The organism is Streptomyces roseicoloratus, assembly GCF_004117935.1.
Taxonomy (GTDB): Bacteria; Actinomycetota; Actinomycetes; order Streptomycetales; family Streptomycetaceae; genus Streptomyces; species Streptomyces roseicoloratus.
Genome location: NZ_SDOY01000142.1, coordinates 55,990 through 74,347 on the forward strand (window position 1 = coordinate 55,990; position 18,358 = coordinate 74,347).

An 18,358-nucleotide genomic window follows, 5' to 3' on the forward strand; every position below is an offset into this window, starting at 1 on the left:
TCGCGGCGCCCCTTCAGGACCGGTCCTCGCGGGCCGGGCTGTCGTCGGTGCCGCGCCGCAGCGTCCGTACGCCGCGCCCTGGCGTCCAGGTGCGCAGGACGATCTCCTCGCCGTCGACGGACGTCCTGACGACCTCCGTCAGCTCGATCCGGAAGACGTGGAACGGCATCGGCATGCCGACCTCGCCCGCGTACCAGTCCAGCTTCCCGGGATCGGTGATCTCGACCGCCCGCCCGGAGACGCGGACGTCGCCGCCGCCCATGCTCGTGCCCTCGCCCGGGTTGGCGAGCAGCGAGAAGCGCGGGTCGCGCAGCACGTCACGGGCCTTGCGCGAGTCGGGCATCATGCCGAGCCACAGCTCTCCGGCCCGGAAGTCGGCCTCGATGCCGCTGAGCCGCGGCGAGCCGTCCTTGCGCAGGGTGGCGAGGGCGTGGTGGGTGTACTGGCCGAAGCGCTCGCGCACGGTGACGGCGAGCTCGGGTTCGGCGGCCTCGAAGGCGGACCAGGGGACGGCGGTCGGGGTGGTTCCGGTGATTCCCATGGTTCCAGGGAACACCGGAAACCCGACATCTTCTGTCCGGATTGCTCCGGACAGAAGCCTGTCTCCTGCGGACCCGCGCCGCCCTAGGACTGCGCCGCGGCCTCGGCGGCGGCGCGCTCGGCCTTGCCGCGCTCGACGCAGAACTCGTTGCCCTCCGGGTCGTGGAGGACGACCCAGCCGGTGCCGTCGGGACGGCGCTGGTCGTCGAAGAGCGTCGCGCCGAGCGCGATCAGCCGCTCGACCTCCTCGTCACGGGTGCGGTCCTGCGGCTGGAGGTCCAGGTGGACCCGGTTCTTCACCGTCTTCTTCTCCGGGACCTGGATGAAGAGCAGGCCGGTGCCGGGCGCCTCGACGAGCGCCTCCGGATCGCCGGGGACGTCGTCGTCGGAGAGCTTGGAGTCCAGGGCCCGGGCCCAGAAGGAGGCGAGGGCGTAGGCGTCGGAACAGTCGATGGTGATGTGTCGCACGAGAGAGGTCATGCGGTCATGTTCGCCTGCCGTCGGGACGACCGGCGACCCCTTTACTCCCGCGCCCGCCCGCCCCGCGCCCGCTCAGGTCCGTACGATGCCCCGCGCCCGGGCGGCTGCCAGCCAGGCGGGCAGGTCGGCGACCAGCCGGTCGTACAGCTCCTCGTCCCTGACCCGGCGCGGGTCCTTCCCGGCGTGGAAGAAGCCGGTGTTGTCGACCGGCCGCTTCGCCGGAACCGCCAGCTCGTCGAGCCGGCGCAGGAACTCGAACTGCCGGCTGCCCGGGTCGCCGAAGCCGACGAACTGCCAGAAGATCGGCAGCCGGGCCGCCTTGCAGACGTACCGCTCGGCGGCCGGCTTGTTGATCGGCCCGCCGTCGGTCTGGAACACGACGAGGGCGGGCGCGTTCGCCCCGCTGTCGAGGTAGTGGTCGATGACCGCGTCCATGGCCAGGTGATAGCTGGTCTTCCCCATGTGGCCGAGACCGGCCACGATCCGGTCGATCCGCCCCTCGTGCTCCCCCAGCACGATGTCGGCCTCCGCGTCGACGTCGGTGGAGAAGAACACCACCGGCACCCGGCCGTCGTCGTCGAGCTGCGCGGAGAGCCCGAGCACCCGGTCGGCGAGGGCCTGCACGCTGCCGTCGGCGTAGTACGGCTTCATCGAGCCGGAGTAGTCGACGACGAGGTAGACGGCGAGCCGCTGACCGTCGATCCCGTGCCGCCGGAGCGAGTCCCCCGCCTTCTTGTACAGATCGACGAGCGCGGGCGCCGTCTCCTCGACCTTGCGCAGACTCAGAGCCACGCCCCGCAGTGTACGGCGCTCCGCCTCGTCCCTGGCAGGGGACGGAGCACCCCTGGGTGCCGCGCGTCCCGGACCCCCGGTGTCCCGCGTCCGAGGCCCGGCGCGTCCCGCGTCCGAGGCCCTGGGCGGTCCCGCGTCCGGCGACCCGGACGCGCCGCGGCGCTCGCCCGGTCGTCCAGGTCGGGGACAGTGGGGCAAGCGCCGCGCTCAGTTCCGCACGTCGTTGTACGGGACGGATGAGGGGTGGTCCGGCGGACCGGACCGGCCGTGCGAGGCCGTCAGACCGTCAGCGCACGGTCCGTCGGGCGGATCGGGGCCGGCAGGGAGCTGGCGCCCGTGAGGTGGCGGTCCACGCCGCGGGCGGCCGAGCGGCCCTCCGCGATGGCCCACACGATCAGCGACTGACCGCGGCCGGCGTCACCGGCGACGAAGACGCCATCGACGTTGGTGGCGAAGTCCGCGTCACGCGCGATGTTACCCCGCTCGTCGAGGTCCAGACCAAACTGGGCGACCAGGCCGTTCTCCACGTCCGTGCCGGTGAAGCCCATCGCGAGCGTGACCAGCTGGGCGGGGATCCTCCGCTCGGTGCCCGGCTTCTGGGTGAGCTTGCCGTCGACGAACTCGACCTCGACCAGGTGCAGGAACTGGACGTTGCCGTCCTCGTCGCCCTCGAAGTGGGTGGTGGAGACGGAGTAGACCCGCTCGCCGCCCTCCTCGTGCGCGGACGTGACCTTGTAGAGCATCGGGAAGGTCGGCCAGGGCTGGTTGGCGTTCCGCTCCTCGCCCGGGCGCGGCATGATCTCCAGCTGCGTGACCGAGGCCGCGCCCTGGCGGTGCGCCGTGCCGACGCAGTCGGCGCCGGTGTCGCCGCCGCCGATGACGACGACGTGCTTGCCCTCGGCGGAGATCGGCGGGGTGACGAAGTCGCCCTCGACGACCTTGTTGGCGAGCGGCAGGTACTCCATCGCCTGGTGGATGCCCTTGAGCTCGCGGCCCGGCACGGGCAGGTCGCGGGCGGTGGTGGCGCCGGCGGCGATCACGACCGCGTCGAACCGCTTGCGCAGGTCGGTGGCGGTGAGGTCGCGGCCGATCTCGATGCCGGTGCGGAACTTGGTGCCCTCCGCGCGCATCTGCTCGATGCGGCGGTTGATGTGCCGCTTCTCCATCTTGAACTCGGGGATGCCGTAGCGCAGCAGACCACCGATGCGGTCGGCCCGCTCGTACACGACCACGGTGTGGCCGGCCCGGGTCAGCTGCTGCGCGGCGGCCAGACCGGCCGGGCCGGAGCCGATGACGGCGACGGTCTTGCCGGAGAGCCGCTCGGGGATCTGCGGCTTGACGTCGTTGGCGTCCCACGCCTTGTCGATGATGGAGACTTCGACGTTCTTGATGGTGACGGCCGGCTGGTTGATGCCGAGCACGCACGCCGACTCGCACGGAGCCGGGCACAGGCGGCCGGTGAACTCCGGGAAGTTGTTGGTGGCGTGGAGGCGCTCGGACGCGGCCGACCAGTCCTCGCGGTAGGCGTAGTCGTTCCACTCGGGGATCAGGTTCCCGAGCGGGCAGCCGTTGTGGCAGAACGGGATGCCGCAGTCCATGCAGCGGCCGGCCTGCTTGCTGATGATCGGCAGCAGGGAGCCGGGGACGTAGACCTCGTTCCAGTCCTTGACGCGCTCGCCCACCGGCCGGGTCTCGGCGACTTCGCGCCCGGTGGTCAGGAAGCCCTTGGGGTCAGCCATTGGTCGCCGCCTCCATCATCTTCTCGGTGGTCTCGGCCTCGGAGAGACCGGCGAGCTCAGCGGCGTCCTTGGCGGCGAGCACTGCCTTGTACGTGGTCGGGATGATCTTGCTGAAGCGGCCCACCGCCGCGTCCCAGTCGGCGAGGAGCTTCTCGGCCACGGTGGAGCCGGTCTCCTCCTGGTGGCGGCGCACGACGTCGTGCAGCCACGCCTTGTCGGTGTCCGACAGGGCCTCGACCGCGCCCAGGTTGCCGGAGTTGACGTTGTCCCGGTCGAGGTCGATGACGTAGGCGACGCCGCCGGACATGCCGGCCGCGAAGTTGCGTCCGGTCTCGCCGAGGACGACCGCCGTACCGCCGGTCATGTACTCGCAGCCGTGGTCGCCCACGCCCTCCGAGACGACCAGGGCGCCGGAGTTGCGGACGCAGAAGCGCTCGCCGGTGCGGCCGCGCAGGAACAGCTCGCCGCCGGTCGCGCCGTACGCGATGGTGTTGCCCGCGATGGTGGAGTACTCCGCCAGGTGGTCCGCGCCGCGGTCCGGGCGGACGATGACGCGGCCGCCGGAGAGGCCCTTGCCGACGTAGTCGTTGGCGTCGCCCTCCAGGCGGAGGGTGACGCCGGCCGGCAGGAAGGCGCCGAAGGACTGGCCCGCGGAGCCCGTGAAGGTGATGTCGATGGTGTCGGCGGGCAGGCCCGCGCCACCGAACTTCTTCGTCACGTGGTGGCCGAGCATGGTGCCGACGGTCCGGTTGATGTTCCGGATCGGGACCTGCGCGCGCACCGGCTGGGCGGCCTCGGCGGACTCGGCGTTCAGGGCCTCGGCGGCGAGCTGGATCAGCTCGTTGTCGAGGGCCTTCTCCAGGCCGTGGTCCTGCTCGACCAGGGCGTGGCGGACCGCGCCCTCGGGCAGTGCGGGCACGTGGAACAGCGGCTCCAGGTCCAGGCCCTGCGCCTTCCAGTGGTCCACGGCGCGGCTGGTGTCGAGCAGCTCGGCGTGGCCGACGGCCTCCTCGATCGAGCGGAAGCCCAGCTCGGCGAGGAGCTCGCGGACCTCCTGCGCGATGAACTCGAAGAAGTTGACGACGTACTCGGCCTTGCCGGAGAAGCGGTCGCGCAGCACCGGGTTCTGGGTGGCGATGCCGACCGGGCAGGTGTCCAGGTGGCAGACGCGCATCATGACGCAGCCGGAGACGACGAGCGGCGCGGTCGCGAAACCGAACTCCTCGGCGCCGAGCAGCGCGGCGATGACGACGTCGCGGCCGGTCTTCAGCTGGCCGTCGGTCTGGACGACGATCCGGTCGCGCAGCCCGTTGAGCAGCAGGGTCTGCTGGGTCTCGGCGAGGCCGAGCTCCCAGGGGCCGCCCGCGTGCTTCAGCGAGGTGAGCGGCGAGGCGCCCGTACCGCCGTCGTGGCCGGAGATGAGGACGACGTCCGCGTGGGCCTTGGACACGCCGGCCGCGACCGTGCCGACGCCGACCTCGGACACCAGCTTCACGTGGATGCGGGCGACCGGGTTGGCGTTCTTGAGGTCGTGGATCAGCTGCGCCAGGTCCTCGATGGAGTAGATGTCGTGGTGCGGCGGCGGGGAGATCAGGCCGACGCCCGGCGTCGAGTGACGCGTCTTGGCGACCCACGGGTAGACCTTGTGGCCGGGCAGCTGGCCGCCCTCGCCGGGCTTGGCGCCCTGGGCCATCTTGATCTGGATGTCGTCCGCGTTGACCAGGTACTCCGAGGTCACGCCGAAGCGGCCGGAGGCGACCTGCTTGATCGCGGAGCGGCGCTCCGGGTCGTACAGGCGCTCCGGGTCCTCGCCGCCCTCACCGGTGTTGGACTTGCCGCCCAGCTGGTTCATGGCGATGGCGAGGGTCTCGTGGGCCTCGCGCGAGATGGAGCCGTACGACATGGCGCCGGTGGAGAAGCGCTTGACGATCTCGGAGACCGGCTCGACCTCGTCGACGGAGATCGACGGGCGGTCGGAGGTGAAGCCGAACAGACCGCGGAGCGTCATCAGGCGCTCGGACTGCTCGTTCACCCGGTCCGTGTACTTCTTGAAGATGTCGTACCGCTTGGAGCGCGTGGCGTGCTGCAGGCGGAAGACCGTCTCCGGGTCGAAGAGGTGCGGCTCGCCCTCGCGGCGCCACTGGTACTCGCCGCCGATCTCCAGGGCGCGGTGCGCCGAGGCGACTCCGCTGACCGGGTACGCCTTGGCGTGGCGGGCGGCGACCTCCTTGGCGACGACGTCGAGGCCGGCGCCGCCGATCTTGGTGGCGGTGCCGTTGAAGTACTTCTCGACGAAGGCGGTGTCGAGGCCGACGGCCTCGAAGACCTGGGCGCCGCGGTAGGAGGCGACGGTGGAGATGCCCATCTTGGACATGACCTTGAGGACGCCCTTGCCGAGGGCGTAGATCAGGTTCCGGATGGCCTGCTCGGGCTCGATGTCCGTGATGAAGGTGCCGGCCCGGACCAGGTCCTCGACGGACTCCATGGCGAGGTACGGGTTGACGGCGGCGGCGCCGTAGCCGATGAGCAGGGCGACGTGGTGGACCTCGCGGACGTCGCCGGCCTCGACCAGCAGACCCACCTTGGTGCGCTGCTTGGTGCGGATGAGGTGGTGGTGGACGGCCGCGGTGAGCAGCAGCGACGGGATCGGCGCGTGCTCGGCGTCGGAGTGCCGGTCGGACAGGACGATCAGGCGGGCTCCGCCCTCGATCGCCGCGTCGGCCTCGGCGCAGATCTCCTCGATGCGGGCGGCGAGGGCGTCGCCGCCGCCGGTGACCCGGTAGAGGCCGGACAGCGTCACGGCCTTCATGCCGGGCATGTCGCCGTCGGCGTTGATGTGGATGAGCTTGGCCAGCTCGTCGTTGTCGATCACCGGGAAGGGCAGGGTGACCGAGCGGCAGGAGGCCGAGGTCGGGTCGAGCAGGTCGCTGCCCGGGCCGAGCGAGGAGCGGAGGCTCGTCACGAGCTCCTCGCGGATGGCGTCCAGCGGCGGGTTGGTGACCTGCGCGAAGAGCTGGGTGAAGTAGTCGAAGAGCAGCCGCGGGCGCTCGGACAGGGCCGCGATCGGCGAGTCCGTGCCCATGGAGCCGATCGGCTCGGCGCCGGTGCGGGCCATCGGGGCGAGGATGACGCGGAGCTCTTCCTCGGTGTAGCCGAAGGTCTGCTGGCGGCGGGTGACCGAGGCGTGGGTGTGCACGATGTGCTCGCGCTCGGGGAGGTCGGAGAGCTCGATCTCGCCGGTCTCCAGCCACTCCGCGTACGGCTGCTCGGCGGCGAGGGCGGCCTTGATCTCGTCGTCCTCGATGATGCGGTGCTCGGCGGTGTCGACGAGGAACATCTTGCCGGGCTGCAGACGGCCCTTGCGGACGACCTTGGCGGGGTCGATGTCGAGGACGCCGACCTCGGAGGAGAGGACGACGAGGCCGTCGTCGGTGACCCAGTAGCGGCCGGGGCGCAGACCGTTGCGGTCGAGGACCGCGCCGACCTGGACGCCGTCGGTGAAGGTGACGCAGGCCGGGCCGTCCCAGGGCTCCATCAGGGTGGAGTGGTACTGGTAGAAGGCGCGGCGCGCCGGGTCCATGGAGTCGTGGTTCTCCCACGCCTCGGGAACCATCATCAGGACCGCGTGCGGGAGGGAACGCCCACCGAGGTGGAGCAGTTCGAGCACCTCGTCGAAGGAGGCGGAGTCGGAGGCGTCCGGCGTGCAGACCGGGAAGATCCGCTCGATGCCGCGGCCGTCGGCGGCGGTGCCGAAGACGTCGCCGGCGAGCTGGGCCTCGCGGGCGGTCATCCAGTTGCGGTTGCCCTTGACCGTGTTGATCTCGCCGTTGTGCGCGACGAAGCGGTACGGGTGGGCGAGCGGCCAGCTCGGGAAGGTGTTGGTGGAGAACCGGGAGTGGACCAGGGCCACGGCGGTGGCGCAGCGGCGGTCCGACAGGTCCGGGAAGAAGGGCTCGAGCTGGCCGGTGGTCAGCATGCCCTTGTAGACGATGGTGCGGGCGGAGAGCGACGGGAAGTAGGTGCCCGCCTCGCGCTCGGCGCGCTTGCGCAGGACGAAGGCCTTGCGGTCGAGGGCGATGCCGCTGGTCTCGCCGTCGGCGACGAAGAGCTGGCGGAAGACCGGCATGGTGGAGCGGGCGGAGGCGCCGAGCAGCTCGGGGGCGACGGGGACCTCGCGCCAGCCGAGGACGGTCAGGCCCTCCTCGGACGCGATCGTCTCGATCTCCGAGACGGCCTGTGCGGAGCCGTCTGCGGGGAGGAAGGCGATGCCGACGGCGTAGGAGCCGGCCTCGGGGAGCTCGAAGTCGGTGACCTCGCGCAGGAAGGCGTCCGGGACCTGGAGCAGGATGCCGGCGCCGTCTCCGGAGTCGGGCTCGGAGCCGGTGGCGCCGCGGTGCTCGAGGTTGCGCAGTACGGTCAGCGCCTGCTCGACCAGCGCGTGGCTGGCAACACCGGTCAGGGTGGCCACGAACCCGACACCACAGGCGTCGTGTTCGTTACGGGGGTCGTACATCCCCTGCGGAGCGGGGCGACCGTCCATGGGCGACCAGGCGTCGGAACGCATCGGCTCTCCCGTCGTCGTCGTGGCATATGCAGCAGCCGAGGGACGACGTTGGCCCTCCGCGAAATTTCGTGCAGGTTACATGATGGCTGGCTTCTCGAGAAGCGGATAGCGCATTCCAGCATGCGGACACCGCCGATACGGGCGGTGGCGGGTGGTTCAGCTGCGGGGCACGGGAACGGCGGCGTTCCCGTGGGGGACGGATCGAGGATTCCGGGGTGACTCCGGGGTGTCCGGCGACCCGTCGCAGAGCGGGCTTCATTGCCCGCGGCGCTTGTCCCTCATGCCCGGCGGGCGAGGTTTCGAAACCGGCAGGTAACCGGCTAGTTATGTGGCGCTGTGCATAGTGTCCCACCTGGGCGGCCGATCCGCCCAGGGAGATACGTCACAGCGACAGGGTGCCCGATGAGCGGACGAACCGCACGCGCGCACGCGAAAGACCCCCGGCCGGGACGACCAGGGGCTTTGCGGGCACGGAGGCGTTTCGCGGCACGCGCCGGGGGGCGCGGGGACCGCGAGGGGTTTCGCGGCACGCCCCGTGGGGGTCGCGCGGCACGCGCCGGGGGCCGCGGGACCGGAGCCTCCGCAGGGGCCTCCGTCCCGGGCGTACGGTCCGCAGCCGGCCGTACGGCTACAGCGCGGCCCCGAAGGCCATGCCGAGTCCGTACGTGACGGCCGCGGCGGCGCCACCGAGGACGAGCTGGCGCAGACCGCTGAACCACCAGCTGCGGGCGGTCACCCGGGCGACGAGCGCGCCGCAGGCGAAGAGTCCGGCCAGGGCGAGCAGGACGGCCGGCCACAGGGCGGTCGCACCGAGCAGGTACGGCAGGACGGGCAGCAGCGCGCCGAGCGCGAACGAGCCGAACGACGACACGGCGGCGACCGTCGGCGACGGCAGGTCGTCGGGGTCGATGCCCAGTTCCTCGCGGGCGTGGATCTCCAGCGCCTGCTCCGGGTCGCGGGACAGCTGCATGGCGACCTCGCGGGCCAGCGCGGGCTCGACGCCACGGGAGACGTAGAGCGCGGCGAGCTCCTCCATCTCGTCGATCGGGTGCTTGCGCAACTGGCTCCGCTCGACGTCCAGTTCGGCCTGGACGAGCTCGCGCTGCGAGGCGACGGAGGTGTACTCGCCGGCGGCCATCGAGAAGGCGCCCGCGGCGAGTCCGGCGAGACCGGTGATGACGACGGTCTGCGAGGAGACCGCGCCGCCCGCCACGCCGGTCATGAGCGCGAGGTTGGAGACGAGCCCGTCCATCGCACCGAAGACCGCGGGCCGCAGCCAGCCGCCGTTGACGTCACGGTGGGTGTGGTTGTCGCGGTGGGCCTCGTGGAGCGGTGCGACGGCTTCGATGATGGACATGCTTCTCCCCTTGTCTTCCTGCGGGTTCGGCTGCCCGCCCCCCTTCGACACGATCGAAAATACGCCCGATGTAAGGGGCCCGCCAGCAAGGCAGGCCGTACTTACTAAGGCTCACCTTGGCGGGCGAGGACGGCTGACGAGACGTCAGGAGGCCGTCAACGGAGTGACAGAAACGTTTCTGTGAGCGTCGGAGCCGCGCGCGTGGCAGGGATGGGGAGGAGAGGCGGGCGAACGGAAGGGGAGCGAGGACGAGATGACCGGGGAGATGCGCGGCGGGGCGCCGACGGCGACGGGGTGGGCGGGTACGGGTACAGGCACGGGCACGGGCACGGGCACGGGTACGGGAGCGGGTACAAGAACGAGTGCGGGTGCGGGTGCGGGTGCGGGGATCGGGCTGCGGGAGCGGGCGCGGGGTGCGCTGCTCGGGCTCGCGGTGGGCGACGCGCTCGGCGCGCCCGCCGAGAACCTGCGCCCCTCCGAGATCCGCCGCCGCTGGGGCCGGATCGAGGGCTTCCTGACGGACCGTCCGGCGGGAACGGACGACACCGAGTACGCCGTCTTCTCCGGGCTGCTGCTCGCCCGGCACGGCTCGGCCCTCACCGTCGCCCATGTCGAACGGGCCTGGCACCACTGGATCGCCGACCTGGACGAGGGCCCCTTCCGGGGCGCCGGCTTCTCCGAGCGCGGCACTCTGGAGAACCTCCGCCGGGGGCTGGCCGCGCCCATCTCGGCACAGCACCGGCACGCGTGGAGCGACGGCCTCGCCATGCGGGCGGCGCCGTTCGGCGTCTTCGCCGCCGGGCGGCCCGCGGAGGCGGCGCGGCTGGTCGCGATCGACGGCAGCGTCAGCCACGAGGGCGAGGGCATCTACGGCGGGCAGGCGGTCGCGGCCGGCGTCGCGGCGGCGATGGGCGGCGCGACGGTCACGTCGGTGATCGCGGCGGCGCTCTCGGTGGTGTCGATGGACTCCTGGACGGCGCGTTCGATGCGGCGCGCGGTCGTGGCGGCGCAGCGGGTGGAGCCGGATCCGCTGACGCGGGAACGCGCGGTGCGCTCGGCGGTGGTCATCGGCGGCTATCCGTGGACCGACCTGGCGCCGGAGGCGGTGGCCCTCGCCTTCGGCGCGTTCGCCGCCGCCCGCGGGGACTTCCGCACCTCGGTCCTGACCGCCGTCAACATGGGCCGCGACGCCGACACGACGGCGGCGGTCGCCGGTGCGCTCGCCGGTGCGCTGGGCGGCGCCGCGGCGATCCCGGAGGAGTGGTCCTCCGTCATCCCGCCGGTCGCCGGCAGCTGCCTCCCTTCGATGCGCGGCTACCACGTCCTGGACATCGCGGACCTGCTGACTCCGGAGGAGGACTCCTGATGAGCGCCGACCCGACCGCCACGGCCCGCCCGGACGACCCACCGGAGGCCCCCGGCCACCTGCCGCCGCCGCTGCCGCTGCCGCTGCCGCTGCCGCTGCCGCAGGAGGCGAACTCGGCGCCGCCTGGCGACGGTTCGCGGGCGTCGGCGCCGGGCGGGGCAGCACGGGCGAGCGGCTCGGAGGAGATCTCGCGGGCGCGTCGACGCGGGGCGGCGGCCGACCTGCCGTGGCCGCCGGCCGACGGCGACACCGGCGCGGCACGGGGCACGGCCGGCGCGGGTCGCCGCCTCCCCCGCGACGAGGCCGGAAAGCCGGGCCGCCCGACGTGGCCGACGGCCGCCGGGCAGGCCACCGGACCGGCCGCTCCGACCCGGCGTGGGACGTGCGCCGAAGGGCCCGGCACCGTGCCCGCCGGTGACGCCGCACGCGGCATCGCCCCCGACCGCGCCGTCGGCGCCCCGGCCGCCCCGGCGCGGCACGGGGAGCACACCGGGGCGCCCGCCGCCTCCGTCGGCGGTCGCGGGTCCGGCGATGCCCCGGGCGGACGGCGGCGGGCGCCCGTGCTCGGGGTGCGGCGACGGCGGCGGTCGGGGGTGCCGTACGGAGAGCGGGTCGAGGGGATGCTGCTCGGGCTCGCCGCGGGGGACGCCGCCGGGTGGCCCGCCGCGCGGCACCGGGCCGCGCGGATGCCGCAGTGGACACGCCGTCTCACCCGCGAGCTCGACACCTTCGCCGAGGACAACGCCACCACCACCCTCCCCGTCCCCATCGCCCTCAACCAGCCGCCCGAGCCGCTGCGCCTCGGACCGTCCGACGACGCCGAGTGGGCCGTGTTCACCGCCGAGGCCCTGCTCTCCGCGTCCGGCCCCCTCTTCCGTACCCTCGCCCCGGAACGCCGTCTGCCCGCCGCCGTCGACCTCGCCTGGAACGCCCTCGCGAGCCAGGTCGCCGCCGCGGCCGACCGCGCGCCCGAGGTCGAGTCGGCGGTCCTTCCGCTCCGCGCCCGGATCTCCGTCCGGGCCGGGCTCGGCAATCTCGCCACCGGTCTGCGCCCGCCGGCCACCGGCCACGACAACCCGCACTACTTCGACGACGCCGCCTGCGTACGCGCCGCCGTCCTCGCGCTCGCCCACCCGGGCGAACCGCTCGCCGCCGCCGGACTCGCCGAGTTCGACGCTCGCTACACCCAGGACGGTGACGGGGTCCACGGTGCCCGCGCGATGGCGGCGGCGGTCGCGGCCGCTCTCGGCGGGGCGTCGGCCGGCGAGGCGGTGGAGGCGGCACTCGCGCAGCTGCCGCCCGCGACGGAGATCGGCCGCAACGGCCGGCACGCGGTGCGGCTCGCCCGTACCTCCGCCACCGCCTTCGAGCTGGTCCCGCTCCTGGAGCACCAGATCGTGGACCACGTCTACAGCTACGGCATCGCCGCCGCCGAGACCGTCCCGGTCGCCCTCGCCCTGGCCCTGGCCGCCCGCGGCGACGTGGCGGCGGCGGTGCCGGCCGCCGCCTGCCTGTCCCGGGTCGCCGACTCGGCCCCGGCCCTCGCGGGGGCGCTCACCGGCGCGCTGGGCGGCGGAGGTTCGGTACCGGCGACCTGGCGGGAGGCGTGCCGCAGGCTCGCGGGCTGCGCGCTGCCCCGCCTCGCGGGCACGGACCTGGTCGAACTCGCCGGTCTCCTCGCAGCCACGGAACCGGCGGCCACGGGTGGACAATTCCGCCATGAGCCCGCAAACACCCCAAACCACCGGAACACCTGATATCACCTCCGTCCCTCGTCCTCCCGTCCCCACGCTGGACGACCGGATCACCGGCAGCCTGCTCGGGGCCGCCGTCGGCGACGCCCTCGGCGGCCCCGTCGAGGGCTACGCCCCCGAGCAGATCGTGGAACGCCACGGCGGCCGCGTCACCGGCGTCGTCGGCCCCTGGAACGGCGCGGCCTGGCGCACCGCGCGCCCCATCGCGCCGTACCACAAGGGCGACGGACACGTCACCGACGACACCCTCATGACGCACGCCCTGATCAGGGTGTACGAGAAGGTCCGCGACCACCTCGACGCGTACGCGGTCGCCGAGCACCTGGTGCCCGAACTCATGGGCCGTACGGTCTGGATCCCGGAGCTGGAGGCCGAAGCGCTGCCGCTCCAGCGGGTCTTCCTGGCCGAGAAGTGGATCGTCACCCGGCTCCACTACGGACACGCCGACCCTCGCGAGGCCGGCAACGGGAACGTCGTCAACTGCGGTGCGGCCATGTACATGGCGCCGGTCGGCCTGGTCAACGCGGCCAACCCGGCGGGCGCCTACACCGAGGCCCTCGACATCGCGGGCGCCCACCAGTCCTCGTACGGGCGGGAGGCCGCGGGTGTCTTCGCGGCGGCGGTGGCGGCGGCGTGCGCGCCCGGCGCCACACCGCGCTCGGTCGTCGACACGGCGATCGCCCTGGCGAAGGACGGCACCCGGGCGGCGATCGAGGCGGTCGCCGAAGTGGCGGACGGACACCGCGACTTCGAGACGGCGCTGGGACCGCTGCGCGCGGCCGTCGCCCCGTACGACTCGGTCGGCCCCGACTACCGCGCCCCGTCCCTCGACGCCCGCCGCCCGTCCCGCGTGCACGCGATCGAGGAACTTCCCGTCGCGCTGGGAATGCTGCTCGTCGGCGAGGGCGACTACCGTCGCACGGTCCTCGGCGCCGTCAACTACGGCCGTGACTGCGACTCGATCGCCACCATGGCGGGCGCGCTCTCCGGCGCGCTGCACGGCGAGTCCGCCGTCCCGGCGGAGTGGGCGAAGCAGGTGGCCGAGGCCAGCCGGCTCGACCTGCACGGCCCGGCGACCGCGCTGACGGCGGTGACCCACGAGGTCTTCATCCGCGACACGGCCCGCCGCCGCGCCCACGAGTCGGCCTACGCGACCCTGACGGACACCACCCGATGACCCCCGGACCGACGGCTGCCAGAAGGCCGGATCCCGGAACGACGGCTCCGGGCCCGACGACCTCGGGCGCGACGCCTCCCGACAGGACGCCGCCCGGCAGGACGCCGCCCGACAGGACGCCGCCCGGCACGGCCGCGCCCGCCGCGACGGCGTCCGCTGCCGTCTCCGGCGGCGTCCGGCTCACCTGGGTTCAGCCCGAGGATCTGGTGGGGCACGAGCTGCGGCAGGCCGCCGAGGACGGTCGTGACGCGCGCGCCCTCGCCGCTCGCTGGCACGCCGCCGGTGGCCCCGCGGCCCCGGCCACGGCCGGTGCCTCCCCCACCCCGCGCCCCGGTCTGCGTCCCCTGGCCGAGGAGCTGCTCGACGCCCTGGCCGCTCTCCCCTCGCCTCTGGCGCACCACGAACCCACACCGCTCTCCGCCGTCACCGCTCTTGCTCCCGCCTGCGCCGACACGGCCGCCGCCCGCCCGTCACGGGACGACGCCCTGCTCCCCCGGCTGCACGCCGCCTGGCTCGGCCGGGCCGTCGGATGTCTGCTCGGGAAGCCCGTCGAGAAGCTGCCGCTGCCCGCGATCCGGGCACTCGCCCGGGCCGCGGGCAACTGGCCCCTCGACGGCTGGTTCACGGAGCGCGGCGTGCCGCCGGAGCTGCTCGTCGCCCATCCCTGGAACCGCCGCTCCGCCGGGACCTCCCTCGCCGAGAACATCGACGGGATGCCCGAGGACGACGACCTCAACTACCCCCTCCTCAACCTGCTGCTCCTCCAGCGGCACGGCCGCGGCTTCACCACCGCCGACGTCGCCCGGCTCTGGCTCGGCGAACTGCCCGCCGGGCGGACGTTCACCGCCGAGCGGATCGCCTACCGCAACCTCCTCGACGGCGTCGAGCCGCCGCTCACCGCCACCCGCCGCAACCCGTTCCGGGAGTGGATCGGCGCGCAGATCCGCGCCGACGTGCACGGCTGGACCAACCCCGGCGACCCGGCCGGCGCCGCCCGGCAGGCCCACCGGGACGCGGTGCTCACCCACACCGCCAACGGCGTGTACGGAGCCATGTTCGTCGCCGCGACGATCGCCACCGCCGCGGGCGGCGCCGCCGACGTGCACGAGTCCCTGGCCGCCGGGCTCGCGGTCGTGCCGCCGGAGTCCCGGCTGGCGAAGGCGGTCCGGTGCGGCATCGCCACCGCCCGCGCCCACCCCGGGCACCACGACTTCGACACCGTCGTGGACCGGCTCCACGCCGCGCTCGGCGGGTACCACTGGGTCCATGCCGTGCCCAACGCCGCCCTCCTCGCCGCCGCGCTCACCCACGCCGACGGCGACTTCACGCGCTCCGTCTGCGCGGCCGTCTCCGGCGGCTGGGACACCGACTCGAACGGCGCCACCGCCGGCTCGGTCGCGGGGCTGCTGGCCGGTCACCCCGAGCGGCTTCCCGCATTCTGGACCTCTCCTCTCAAGAACCGTCTCTCGACCTCGGTGCCGTCCTTCGACGGCATCGGCTTCGACACCCTGGCCGCACTGACGCACTCGGAGGCAGTACGCCCATGACCAGCAGCATCGTCGTACTCGGCAGCACGAACATGGACCTCGTGGCCTATGTGGCCAAGGCACCCGCCCGCGGCGAGACCGTCACCGGCCGCGAGTTCCTCACCGTGCCCGGCGGCAAGGGCGCCAACCAGGCCGTCGCCGCGGCCCGCGCCGGCGCCGAGGTGTCGATGATCGGCGCGGTCGGCGCCGACGACTTCGGCCTGCGGATGCGGAGCGCCCTGGAGCACAGCGGTGTCGACACCGACCTGCTGCGCACCGTCGAAGGCCCGTCCGGCACCGCGCACATCGTCGTCGACGACGAGGGCGGCAACGCGATCGTCGTCGTCCCCGGCGCCAACGGCACCGTCACCTCCCTCGACCACGGCGACGAGGCCCTGATCGGCACCGCCGACGCCCTGCTACTCCAGCTCGAACTCCCCCTCTCCGTCGTCGTCGAAGGCGCCCGCGCCGCCCGCGAGCGCGGCGTCCGCACCGTCCTCACGCCGTCCCCCGTACGCGCCCTCCCTCCGGAACTCCTCGCCGCCACCGACCTGTTGGTGCCGAACGAGCACGAGGCCGTCGCCCTCACCGGCCGCACCGACCCGCACGCCGCCGCACAGGCGCTGCTCGACTGGGTGCCCGAGGTGGTGGTCACGCTCGGCTCCGCCGGCTGCCTCTACGCCGCGCGCGGCGCCGAACCGCTGACCGTGCCCGCCCCCAGCGTCCGGGCCGTGGACACCACCGCCGCCGGTGACACCTTCGTGGGCGTCCTGGCCGTGGCCCTCACCGAGGGCAGGCCCATGCCGGAGGCCCTCGACTGGGCGGCCGCGGCGGCGGCGCTCTCCGTGCAGCACGCGGGCGCGTCCACCTCGATGCCCTACCGCGTCGCGATCGAGGCGGCCCTCGCGTGAACGCCCCGCACCCGTCCGCACCCGCCACCGGCCCCGCCGACCCGCCCGACGCCACCGGCCCCGCCGCACCCGCCCGGCCGCTCGACGGGCTGCGCGTCCTCGACCTCGCCACCCTCTTCGCCGGGCCGCTCGCCGCCACCCTGCTCGGCGACTTCGGCGCCGACGTCGTCAAGATCGAGCACCCGCGCAAGCCCGATCCGTCCCGCGGCCACGGCCCCGCCAAGGACGGCGTCGGCCTGTGGTGGAAGGTCCTCGGCCGCAACAAGCGGACGATGACGCTCGACCTGTCCACCCGCGGCGGCCGCGACACCCTGCTCCGGCTCGCCGCCGACGCCGACGTGATCGTGGAGAACTTCCGCCCCGGCACCCTCGAACGCTGGGGGCTCGGCTGGGAGGAGCTGTCCACCGTCAACCCGCGGCTCGTGCTCGCCCGCGTCACCGGCTTCGGCCAGTTCGGCCCGTACGCCCACCGCCCGGGCTTCGGCACCCTGGCCGAGGCGATGAGCGGCTTCGCCGCCATCACCGGCGAACCCGACGGACCGCCGACCCTGCCGCCCTTCGGCCTCGCCGACTCCATCGCCGCCCTCACCACCGCGTACGCCGTGATGACCGCGCTCGCCGCGAGGCACACCACCGGCCACGGCCAGGTCGTCGACATGGCCATCATCGAACCGATGCTCTCCGTCATCGGACCCCACCCCCTCTGGTACGACCAGCTCGGCTACGTCCAGCCGCGCACCGGCAACCGCTCCCGCAACAACGCCCCGCGCAACACGTACCGGACCGCCGACGGCTCCTGGGTCGCCGTCTCCACCTCCGCCCAGTCCATCGCCGAACGCGTGCTGCGCCTCGTCGGCCGCCCGGAGCTGATCGACGAGCCCTGGTTCGCCACCGGCACCGGCCGCGCCACCCACGCGGAGGTCCTCGACGAGGCGGTCGGTTCGTGGATCGCCCGCCACACCCGCGACGAGGCCCTGGCCGCGTTCGAGAAGGCGGAGGCCGCGATCGCCCCCGTCTACGACGTCCGGGACGTCCTCGACGACCCCCAGTTCCAGGCCCTCGGCACGGTCACCGAGGTCCCGGACCCGGAGCTCGGCCCGATCCGGATGCAGAACGTGCTCTTCCGGCTCTCCGACACCCCGGGCGCCATCCGCTGGGCCGGCCGGCCGCACGGCGCCGACACCGCCGCACTCCTCACGGAGCTCGGCCTCGGTCCCGACGAGATCGACGCGCTGCGCGCCGAAGGAGCCGTATGAACCCGAGCACCCTTCCCCTCACCTGGCTCTACGCCCCGGGCGACCGCCCGGACGTGGTCCGCAAGGCCCTCGCCTCCGGCGCCGACGTCGTCATCGTCGACCTGGAGGACGCGGTGGCCCCGGACCGCAGGGCCTACGCCCTCGCGGCCACCCGCGAACTGCTCGCCGATCCCCAGCCCGTACCGGTCCATGTCCGTGTCCACGCATTCCGCGACATCCCTTCCCTGGTCTCCCTGCCCGGACTCGTCGCTCTCCGTGTTCCCAAGGTGACACACGCCACTGACATCGCCCGGATCGTCGAGCTCTCCGCGGGCCTCCCGCTCTACCCGCTCCTGGAGAACGCGCTCGCGGTGGAGCACGCGTACGCCATCGCCACGGCGCACCCCTCGGTCCACGGCATCGCGCTCGGCGAGGCCGACCTCGCCGCCGACCTGGGCGTACGCGAGGACCGGGGGCTCGACTGGCCGCGCAGCCGGGTCGTGGTCGCCGCCCGGGCCGCCGCCCTGCCGCCGCCCGTCCAGTCCGTCCACCCCGACGTCCGCGACCTCGACGCCCTTGCCGCGAGCTGCGCGCGCGGCCGGGCGCTGGGATTCCTCGGCCGGGCGGCGATCCATCCCCGCCAGCTCCCGGTCATCGAGCGGGCCTACCTCCCCACCTCCGACGAGATCGCCGCCGCCGAAGAAGTCGTCAAGGCGGCGGAGGTCCAGGACGGCGCCCTCGCTCTGCCCGACGGCCGCTTCGTCGACGCTGCCGTCGTCGTCCGCGCCCGCCGCGTCCTGGCCTTGGCGGCCCGCCGGGCGTAGGCGGTGTCCTCCGGATCACGGCCCGGGGCCCGCCTCGGCGGTCGGGCGCTGACCCGCACGGCGCGGGCGGAAATGGCGGAGGGCCGCCGGGAC

13 protein-coding genes are annotated in these 18,358 nt (G+C 73.8%); 7 read left to right on the forward strand and 6 right to left on the reverse strand.

Annotated features, from left to right (window positions below):
- Positions 1-13 precede the first annotated feature (13 nt).
- The 6 genes from ESG85_RS22770 to ESG85_RS22795 all read right to left on the reverse strand — a co-directional run bounded on the left by ESG85_RS22770 (position 14) and on the right by ESG85_RS22795 (position 9,472).
- Complete coding sequence (locus tag ESG85_RS22770) at positions 14-541, reverse strand: pyridoxamine 5'-phosphate oxidase family protein (protein ID WP_128982164.1); 528 nt, start codon at positions 539-541, stop codon at positions 14-16.
- A gap of 83 nt (positions 542-624) precedes the next feature.
- A complete protein-coding gene (locus ESG85_RS22775) occupies positions 625-1,020 on the reverse strand; it encodes a VOC family protein (RefSeq protein ID WP_128982166.1) in 396 nt (131 codons plus the stop codon).
- Between the two features lie 72 nt (positions 1,021-1,092).
- Entirely contained in the window at positions 1,093-1,812 is a 720-nt protein-coding gene (locus ESG85_RS22780; RefSeq protein ID WP_128982168.1) for a VWA domain-containing protein, read from the reverse strand.
- 278 nt (positions 1,813-2,090) lie between these two features.
- Positions 2,091-3,551 (reverse strand): glutamate synthase subunit beta, encoded by a 1,461-nt coding sequence (locus ESG85_RS22785; protein WP_128982170.1) that lies wholly within the window; start codon positions 3,549-3,551, stop codon positions 2,091-2,093.
- Positions 3,544-8,115 (reverse strand): glutamate synthase large subunit, encoded by a 4,572-nt coding sequence (gene gltB / locus ESG85_RS22790; protein ID WP_128982172.1) that lies wholly within the window; start codon positions 8,113-8,115, stop codon positions 3,544-3,546. The genes ESG85_RS22785 and gltB overlap by 8 nt, the downstream gene beginning before the upstream one ends.
- A 628-nt stretch (positions 8,116-8,743) precedes the next feature.
- Positions 8,744-9,472: a VIT1/CCC1 transporter family protein gene (locus ESG85_RS22795; protein ID WP_128982174.1), complete on the reverse strand. Its 729-nt coding sequence runs from the start codon at positions 9,470-9,472 to the stop codon at positions 8,744-8,746.
- 253 nt (positions 9,473-9,725) lie between these two features.
- Between ESG85_RS22795 and ESG85_RS22800 the strand changes: the two genes are divergently transcribed.
- From ESG85_RS22800 to ESG85_RS22830, 7 genes are all read left to right on the forward strand, one after another.
- On the forward strand, positions 9,726-10,838 hold the full coding sequence (locus tag ESG85_RS22800; protein WP_246095224.1) for an ADP-ribosylglycohydrolase family protein: 1,113 nt from the start codon (positions 9,726-9,728) through the stop codon (positions 10,836-10,838).
- Positions 10,839-11,458: 620 nt separating this feature from the next.
- The gene (locus ESG85_RS22805; protein ID WP_128982288.1) at positions 11,459-12,595 is read left to right on the forward strand and encodes an ADP-ribosylglycohydrolase family protein; all 1,137 of its coding nucleotides are present in this window, start codon (positions 11,459-11,461) and stop codon (positions 12,593-12,595) included.
- The gene (locus ESG85_RS22810) at positions 12,558-13,769 is read left to right on the forward strand and encodes an ADP-ribosylglycohydrolase family protein (RefSeq protein WP_128982176.1); all 1,212 of its coding nucleotides are present in this window, start codon (positions 12,558-12,560) and stop codon (positions 13,767-13,769) included. Before ESG85_RS22805 ends, ESG85_RS22810 begins: the two co-directional genes overlap by 38 nt.
- Positions 13,770-13,975: 206 nt before the next feature.
- Entirely contained in the window at positions 13,976-15,316 is a 1,341-nt protein-coding gene (locus ESG85_RS22815) for an ADP-ribosylglycohydrolase family protein (protein ID WP_425471266.1), read from the forward strand.
- Positions 15,313-16,206 (forward strand): ribokinase, encoded by an 894-nt coding sequence (gene rbsK, locus ESG85_RS22820; RefSeq protein ID WP_128982177.1) that lies wholly within the window; start codon positions 15,313-15,315, stop codon positions 16,204-16,206. The genes ESG85_RS22815 and rbsK overlap by 4 nt, the downstream gene beginning before the upstream one ends.
- A complete protein-coding gene (locus tag ESG85_RS22825) occupies positions 16,203-17,462 on the forward strand; it encodes a CaiB/BaiF CoA transferase family protein (protein WP_425471267.1) in 1,260 nt (419 codons plus the stop codon). Before rbsK ends, ESG85_RS22825 begins: the two co-directional genes overlap by 4 nt.
- Positions 17,459-18,265 (forward strand): HpcH/HpaI aldolase/citrate lyase family protein, encoded by an 807-nt coding sequence (locus tag ESG85_RS22830; protein ID WP_128982179.1) that lies wholly within the window; start codon positions 17,459-17,461, stop codon positions 18,263-18,265. Before ESG85_RS22825 ends, ESG85_RS22830 begins: the two co-directional genes overlap by 4 nt.
- The last annotated feature ends 93 nt before the right edge of the window (positions 18,266-18,358 follow it).